Genomic DNA, 6,931 nt, shown 5'->3' on the forward strand with positions numbered 1-6,931 from the left:
CGCCTGACCGCAGCCGCGGCGCTTGCCGCGCTCGAAGGGCTCGCCCTGGTCGTGGGAGGCGCCTGGATGCTGATCCAGGGCCTGGCAGGCAACGTCGGGAACGCGACGCAGGCCGAGACCGGCGGCATCACCCTGATCGTCCTCGCCGCGATCCCCCTGCTCGCCGCCCGCGGCCTCCTCAAACTCCGCAGCTGGAGCCGAGGCCCCGCGATCATCACGCAGATCCTCGCCCTCCCCGTCGCCTGGCAACTCCTCCAGGCCGACAGCATCGCCATCCCCGCCGGCATCGCTCTCGCGGTCGTCGCGGTCACGACCCTGGCCCTGCTCCTGAACCCGGCCACCACCCAGGCCCTCGGCATCGGCCCCCGCGAAACCTGACCTCGTCCGACGGCGACCGCACCCCGGCCGTGTCAGCGCCCTCACCCCGTATCGGGACCCTAGGTATGGGCGAGATCAAGACCGCTAGGTACCCTTCCTCGCATGCGTGCACTTCTCGTGGTCAATCCGGCGGCAACCACCACCAGTGCCCGCACCCGTGACGTACTGATCCACGCCCTCGCCAGCGAGATGAAACTCGAGGCGGTCACCACGGAGTACCGGGGCCACGCCAGAGATCTCGGACGCCAGGCCGCGGAGAGCAAGGACATCGAGCTGGTCGTCGCCCTCGGCGGCGACGGCACCGTCAACGAAGTCGTCAACGGACTGCTGCACAACGGCCCCCGTCCGGAGTCACTTCCCGGACTCGCGGTCGTCCCCGGCGGCTCGACCAATGTCTTCGCCCGCGCCCTCGGCCTCCCGAACGACCCGGTCGAATCCACCGGCGCCCTCCTCGACGCTCTGCGTACGGGGAGTCAGCGCACTGTCGGCCTCGGTCTGGCCTCCGGCACGGAAGGCACCGAGGACGAAGGGGTGCCGGCGCGCTGGTTCACGTTCTGCGCCGGCCTCGGATTCGACGCCAGCGTCATCGGACGAGTCGAACAGCAACGGGAACGCGGCAAGCGCTCGACCCATGCGCTTTACGTACGGCAGATGGTCCGCCAGTTCCTCGACGAGCCCAACCGCCGGCACGGAACGATCACGCTCAGTCGCCCCGGCGAGGACCCCGTCAGCGATCTTGTGCTGTCGATAGTCTGCAACACCTCCCCCTGGACCTACCTGGGCAATCGCCCGGTCTACGCGTCCCCGCGGGCCTCCTTCGACACCGGCCTCGACGTGCTCGGCCTGAGCAAGCTGTCGACCCCGGCGATGGCCCGCTACGCCACCCAGCTGCTCACCTCGACCCCCGAGCGCGGCCCCCGTGGCAAGCACGCGGAGCTGCTGCACGATCTGACGGACTTCACCTTGCAATCAAAGGCCCCACTGCCCTTCCAGATGGACGGTGACCACTTGGGGCTTCGTACGAGCGTCACCTTCACAGGCGTACGTCGTGCACTGCGTGTGATTGTGTGAGTGGAAGGGCCTAAAGTCCTTTCACTCGAACGTTTAAACCAGGGTCCACCCCATGGAAGTACGGCTGTGAGCTAGCCGACACCGAGGAATCAAAAAAAACTTTCCAGAAGGGGTTGTATCCGCCGTCGAGGTTTGCGAATCTCTTCTTGGCGCTCGACGCGGCTCGCAACATCAGCCCCACGGAGAGCCAGAACCCCTCCTCTCTCACAGGACCTACACCAGGAAACTGGTATCGGCCCTTCACTTGCGGGGGGATTCGTGAAAGCGTTCACATTCACAAGCAACCTGCCAGCAACACCTAGGAGATGGAGCAGCCATGGACTGGCGCCACAACGCCATTTGTCGTGAGGAAGACCCTGAGCTGTTCTTCCCCATCGGCAACACCGGTCCTGCGCTGCTGCAGATCGAGGAAGCCAAGGCCGTCTGCCGTCGCTGCCCCGTCGTGGAGCAGTGCCTGCAGTGGGCGCTCGAGTCCGGCCAGGACTCCGGCGTCTGGGGTGGCCTCAGCGAGGACGAGCGTCGCGCGATGAAGCGCCGCGCCGCCCGCAACCGAGCCCGTCAGGCTTCTGCCTGACGCTCCACCCCGAACGGACCTGAGCCCGGCGGCGCGTACAGCGAGTACGCATCTCCCGCCCCCGAGCCGCAGCGCGCAGTACCCTCAACGCGCAGAGCCGTTTGAAGCTTTGAGCCCCGGACCAACAGGTTCGGGGCTTTCTGCTGTCCAAGTGCCGTACGGGCGCGGCTACTTCTGCGGCCGTACGGGGATGTCGAGCAGCACCTGGGTGCCGCGCTCGGGCGCGGGCAGCATGTCGAAAGAGCCGCCCAACTCGCCCTCGACCAGGGTGCGGACGATCTGCAGGCCGAGGTTGCCGGCGCGCTTGGGGTCGAAGCCCTCGGGCAGTCCGACGCCGTTGTCCTGGACGGTGATCAGGAGGCGGGCGTCCTTGCTGGTGCCGCCGCGTACCGCGGAGACCTCGACGGTGCCGGTCTCGCCCTCGCGGAAGCCGTGCTCCAGGGCGTTCTGCAGGACTTCGGTGAGGACCATCGAGAGCGGAGTGGCGACCTCCGCGTCCAGGATGCCGAACCGTCCTGTGCGCCGGCCGGTGACCTTGCCCGGGGAGATCTCGGCGACCATCGCGAGCACGCGGTCGGCGATCTCGTCGAACTCGACGCGCTCGTCCAGGTTCTGGGACAGCGTCTCGTGGACGATCGCGATGGAGCCGACGCGCCGTACCGCCTCTTCGAGCGCCTCGCGGCCGCTCTGCGAGTCGATACGGCGGGCCTGCAGCCGCAACAGGGCGGCCACGGTCTGGAGGTTGTTCTTCACCCGGTGGTGGATCTCCCGGATGGTGGCGTCCTTGGTGATCAACTCGCGTTCGCGGCGGCGCAGTTCGGTGACATCGCGCAGCAGCACGAGCGACCCGATCCGCGTCCCCTTCGGCTTGAGCGGAATCGCGCGGAGCTGGATCACACAGTCGTTGCCCTCGACCTCGGTCTCGCGCGGGGCCCAGCCGCTGGCCAGCTTGACCAGGGCCTCGTCCACGGGCCCGCGGGACGGGGCCAGTTCGGCCGTGGCCTTGCCCAGATGCTGGCCCACCAGGTCCGCCGCCAGGCCCAGACGGTGGTACGCGGACAGCGCGTTGGGCGATCCGTACTGGACGAGGCCCTCCGCGTCGAGCCTGATCAGACCGTCACCGACACGCGGCGACGCATCCATGTCGACCTGCTGCCCCGGAAACGGGAAGGAGCCGGCGGCGATCATCTGGGCGAGGTCCGAGGCGCTCTGGAGGTACGTCAGTTCAAGACGGCTCGGGGTGCGCACGGTGAGCAGGTTCGTGTTGCGCGCGATGACGCCGAGGACGCGGCCCTCCCTGCGTACGGGAATGGACTCGACGCGGACCGGAACCTCCTCGCGCCATTCCGGATCGCCTTCGCGCACGATCCGTCCCTCGTCGAGCGCGGCGTCGAGCATCGGCCGGCGGCCGCGCGGCACGAGGTGCCCGACCATGTCGTCCTGATACGAGGTGGGGCCGGTGTTGGGGCGCATCTGGGCGACCGACACATAGCGCGTGCCATCGCGGGTGGGGACCCACAGGACGAGGTCGGCGAAGGAGAGGTCGGAGAGCAGCTGCCACTCCGAGACCAGCAGATGCAGCCACTCGAGGTCGGTGTCCCCGAGGGCGGTGTGCTGGCGTACGAGATCGTTCATGGAGGGCACGTGTGCGAGCGTACCTGGCCGCCACGACGGGTGTCCGGGGCGCTGGGCCTGGGCTGGTCCGGTGCTGGAGCGTCCCGTACGGGCCCGGAAACACCCGCGGGCCGCGGCGCCTGGGAGGGACCCTCAGCCCGCCCGGCACCGCAGCCCGGAGTTGCATCGGCCACCGGGTGTGCGGACCCACGGACCGAGTGGGGGTGCGCGCGCAGTCAGGGCAGAGAGCGCTGCACCCCACTCCGCTCTTCTGTGCGGGAAGAGCGGAAGCTTGTGGTTGCGTCGGGGCCTGGGCCCCACCCCGCATTGTGGACTAGACCATTATCCGATGTCCATGCGTCGGGAGATGTTTGTTCTCGTCTCTTTCTCCAACGTCCCGTCGCGGGAAAAAGTTCACCTCGCCGCGGATCCGCTCCCGGCGGCGGCGGGCGCGGGGGGCCAGGCGCGCATGGCCAGTTGGGCGACCTGTTCCAGTTCCTCGGCGCTCGCACCGTCGCGGGCCTGCTGGGACATGCCCTGGAAAACGGCGGCGACGTGGCGGGCCAGGACCCGGGCGTCCGCATCCGACGGCAGGTGGCCGGCCGCGATATCGACCCTGATCCGACGTTCGAAATCGGCCATATTGGCGTTGCGCTGCGCCCGCAGGGACTCCTCGACCTCGGGGGTGGTGCAGTTGGTCGCCGCGTGGATCACCAGGCAGCCGTGCGGATGCCCCGGCTCGGTGAACGCGGTCGCCACCTCGCGCAGCATCCGCTCGAACCCGGCGCGGGCGGTGGTCTCGCCTTCGAGCGCGCGGCCGGCGACCGACCCGTGGGTGCGTCCGTACTCGACGAGGACCTCGGCGAACAGCGACCGCTTGTCGCCGAACGCGGCATACAGGCTGGGCGGCCCGATCCCCATGGCGCGCGTGAGGTCGGAGACCGAGGTCGCCTCGTACCCCCGCTCCCAGAAGATCTGCAGCGCCTTCTCGAGCGCCGTGGCCCGGTCGAAGGAGCGGGGGCGGCCGCGGGGCTTCGAGCCGGCCCTGGGGCCTTCGGCCTGCTGCTTGCCGTCCTGCTGCTTGTCGGCGTGCTTCTCCACCATGGAGTGAATTCTATAGCGGGCACTAGAAATCTTACGGCGGCGTGGGCTAGCTTTCTTTCTGTAGCGACCACTAGCGAAATGAGGGACGCAGTCATGGGCGTGCTCGCAGGCAGGCTTACGGGGAAGACAGCGCTGGTCACGGGTGGCAGCCGCGGTATCGGACGCGGGATCGCGGAGCGGCTCGGGCGGGACGGTGCGCGGGTGGCGGTGCACTACGGGAGCAATGAGACGGCGGCCAAGGAGACGGTCACGGCGATCGAGGAGGCCGGCGGTTCGGCCTTCGCGATACGGGCGGAGCTCGGGGTGCCGGGGGACGCGGCGCAGCTGTGGGCGGAGTTCGACCGGCAGGCTCAGGGGCTGGACATCCTGGTCAACAACGCGGGGATAGGGGTGAGCGAGCCCTTCGCGACGCTCCAGGAGGAGGAGTACGAGCGGGTGTTCGCGGTGAACGCCAAGGCGCCGTTCTTCGTCACCCAGCTCGGTGCGCAGCGGCTGCGGGACGGCGGGCGGATCATCAATGTCTCGTCGGGGCTCTCCCACGCGTCGGTCATGCCGCATCTGGTCGCGTACGCGATGACGAAGGGTGCCCTCGACGTCTTCACGCGCGATCTGTCCAAGGTGCTCGGGCCGCGCGGGATCACGGTGAACGCGGTGGCGCCTGGCATCGTCGACACCGACATCAACGCCGACTGGCTGCGCGCCGGCGACGAGGCGTGGGCGAACGCCGCCTCGATGTCCGCGCTCGGCCGGGTGGGGGCGCCGTCGGACATCGCGGATGTGGTGGCCTTCCTCGCGTCGGAGGACGGGAGGTGGGTGACGGGGCAGTGGATCGATGCGACGGGTGGGTCGCTGGCTTAGGGGCGTGCACAGATGCGGCGGCGTCAGTGGGTTTCGGTGACCTTGGCCAGGGCGCGGGGGGCGTCCGGGTCCTGGCCGCGGGCGATGGTGACCTCGTAGGCGAGGAGTTGGAGGGGGAGGATTTCCAGGATGGGCTGGAGCTCCTCGGCCAGGCCGGCGGTGGGCAGTTCGAAGCCGGCCGAGGCGGCGGCGACCTGTTCCCGTGGGCCGATGACGACCAGATCGGCGCCTCGGCCGCGGAGGCGGTCGAGGACGGGCTGCAGGGCTTCGCCGCCCTTGCCGTCCGTGACGACCGCGATCACCGGGGAGATGTTGTCGACCATGGCGAGCGGGCCGTGCAGGAGGTCCGCGCCGGAGTACGAGAGGGCGGGGATGTAGCTGGTCTCCATCAGCTTGAGGGCGGCTTCCTTGGCGGTCGGATAGCCGTAGCCGCGGGACGTGATGACCATGCGTTCGGCGAAGCGGTAGCGCGAGGCCAGCTGCTTCACCTCGTCCCCGCGGGCGAGGAGTTCGGCGGCCAGGTCGGGCAGTACGGCCGCCTCGGCTCCGTCGCCGCCGCGCAGGCCCTCGACGAAGAGGTAGAGCGAGAGGAGGGAGGCCGTATAGGTCTTCGTCGCGGGGAGTGCCTTCTCGGGGCCGGCGAGGATGTCGATGTGGTGCTCGGAGACCGCGGCCAGCGGGGAGTCCGGGTTGTTGGTCACGGCGAGCGTGATCGCTCCGGCGTCGCGGGCCGCCTTGGTGGAGTCGACCAGGTCGGGTGAGCCACCGGACTGGCTGACCGTGATGACCAGGACATCGCGCAGGTCGGGGCGGGCGCCGTAGGCCGTCGTGGTCGACATGGAGGCGAGGCCGCAGGGCAGACCGAGCCGGATCTCGAGGAGGTACTTGGCGTACAGGGCGGCGTTGTCGGAGGTGCCGCGGGCGGTGAGGAGCACGAAACGGGGGCTGCGGGCGGAGATCTGCTCGGCGACGGCGCGGATCCTCGGTGCGCCCTGCTCCAGAATCCGCCGCAGCACGGTGGGCTGCTCCGCCATCTCGGCCGCCATGATCCGGCCGGCCTGCTCACTGAGGGGCGACATGCTGGGTTACCTTCCCGGGTTGGCCTTCCCCCAGTCTGCGCCGGGAGGCGCGGGAGTGCTGCTTGATGGGGGCCATCGGCCGGGGTACGCCGCGCGGTCTGTGCCCGGCCGCGCTGCCGCTACCGTGCCCGGCCGCGCGGCGGAGGCTGGGGCGAGGCGCGGGGCTGGTGGTGGCGGGGCGCGGTAGGGCGCGGACCGCCTGACTGTGTGACTGCCCCGCCCCGCGCCTCGCCCTGCCAAGCCGCGCCCGCCC

The 6,931-nt window shown here is 69.7% G+C and carries 7 protein-coding genes; 4 read left to right on the forward strand and 3 right to left on the reverse strand.

Features of this window, described 5'->3' with window-relative positions:
* From G6045_RS38180 to G6045_RS38190, 3 genes are all read left to right on the forward strand, one after another.
* A partial coding sequence (locus G6045_RS38180; protein WP_165336839.1) for a hypothetical protein occupies positions 1–378 on the forward strand: 378 nt, incomplete at its 5' end.
* A gap of 102 nt (positions 379–480) precedes the next feature.
* Positions 481–1,449: a diacylglycerol/lipid kinase family protein gene (locus tag G6045_RS38185; protein ID WP_165336840.1), complete on the forward strand. Its 969-nt coding sequence runs from the start codon at positions 481–483 to the stop codon at positions 1,447–1,449.
* Between the two features lie 316 nt (positions 1,450–1,765).
* Positions 1,766–2,023 carry a WhiB family transcriptional regulator gene (locus G6045_RS38190; RefSeq protein WP_052576829.1) on the forward strand — a complete coding sequence of 86 codons (258 nt, stop codon included), beginning with the start codon at positions 1,766–1,768 and terminating at the stop codon, positions 2,021–2,023.
* 168 nt (positions 2,024–2,191) lie between these two features.
* On the opposite strand, the gene G6045_RS38195 is transcribed toward G6045_RS38190, so the two are convergent.
* Both G6045_RS38195 and G6045_RS38200 read right to left on the reverse strand, forming a co-directional pair.
* Positions 2,192–3,658, reverse strand: a complete 1,467-nt coding sequence (locus tag G6045_RS38195; protein ID WP_165336843.1) for a sensor histidine kinase — start codon at positions 3,656–3,658, stop codon at positions 2,192–2,194.
* A 393-nt stretch (positions 3,659–4,051) separates the two neighbouring features.
* Positions 4,052–4,741, reverse strand: a complete 690-nt coding sequence (locus G6045_RS38200; protein ID WP_165336841.1) for a TetR/AcrR family transcriptional regulator — start codon at positions 4,739–4,741, stop codon at positions 4,052–4,054.
* A gap of 93 nt (positions 4,742–4,834) precedes the next feature.
* On the opposite strand from G6045_RS38200, the gene G6045_RS38205 reads away from it, so the two are divergent.
* A complete protein-coding gene (locus G6045_RS38205) occupies positions 4,835–5,599 on the forward strand; it encodes an SDR family oxidoreductase (RefSeq protein ID WP_165336844.1) in 765 nt (254 codons plus the stop codon).
* 23 nt (positions 5,600–5,622) lie between these two features.
* Here the strand turns inward: G6045_RS38205 and G6045_RS38210 are convergent, their stop codons facing one another.
* The gene (locus tag G6045_RS38210; protein WP_165336842.1) at positions 5,623–6,678 is read right to left on the reverse strand and encodes an SIS domain-containing protein; all 1,056 of its coding nucleotides are present in this window, start codon (positions 6,676–6,678) and stop codon (positions 5,623–5,625) included.
* Positions 6,679–6,931: the final 253 nt, after the last annotated feature.

It is taken from the genome of Streptomyces mesophilus, assembly GCF_011044995.1.
GTDB lineage: Bacteria > Actinomycetota > Actinomycetes > Streptomycetales > Streptomycetaceae > Streptomyces > Streptomyces mesophilus.

What these genes read in the sequence shown, in the direction of transcription:
- G6045_RS38185 (WP_165336840.1), top strand. Translation starts at nt 481, where the DNA reads ATGCGTGCACTTCTCGTGGTCAATCCGGCGGCAACCACCACCAGTGCC.
- G6045_RS38190 (WP_052576829.1), top strand. Translation starts at nt 1,766, where the DNA reads ATGGACTGGCGCCACAACGCCATTTGTCGTGAGGAAGACCCTGAGCTG.
- G6045_RS38195 (WP_165336843.1), bottom strand. Translation starts at nt 3,658, where the DNA reads ATGAACGATCTCGTACGCCAGCACACCGCCCTCGGGGACACCGACCTC.
- G6045_RS38200 (WP_165336841.1), bottom strand. Translation starts at nt 4,741, where the DNA reads ATGGTGGAGAAGCACGCCGACAAGCAGCAGGACGGCAAGCAGCAGGCC.
- G6045_RS38205 (WP_165336844.1), top strand. Translation starts at nt 4,835, where the DNA reads ATGGGCGTGCTCGCAGGCAGGCTTACGGGGAAGACAGCGCTGGTCACG.
- G6045_RS38210 (WP_165336842.1), bottom strand. Translation starts at nt 6,678, where the DNA reads ATGTCGCCCCTCAGTGAGCAGGCCGGCCGGATCATGGCGGCCGAGATG.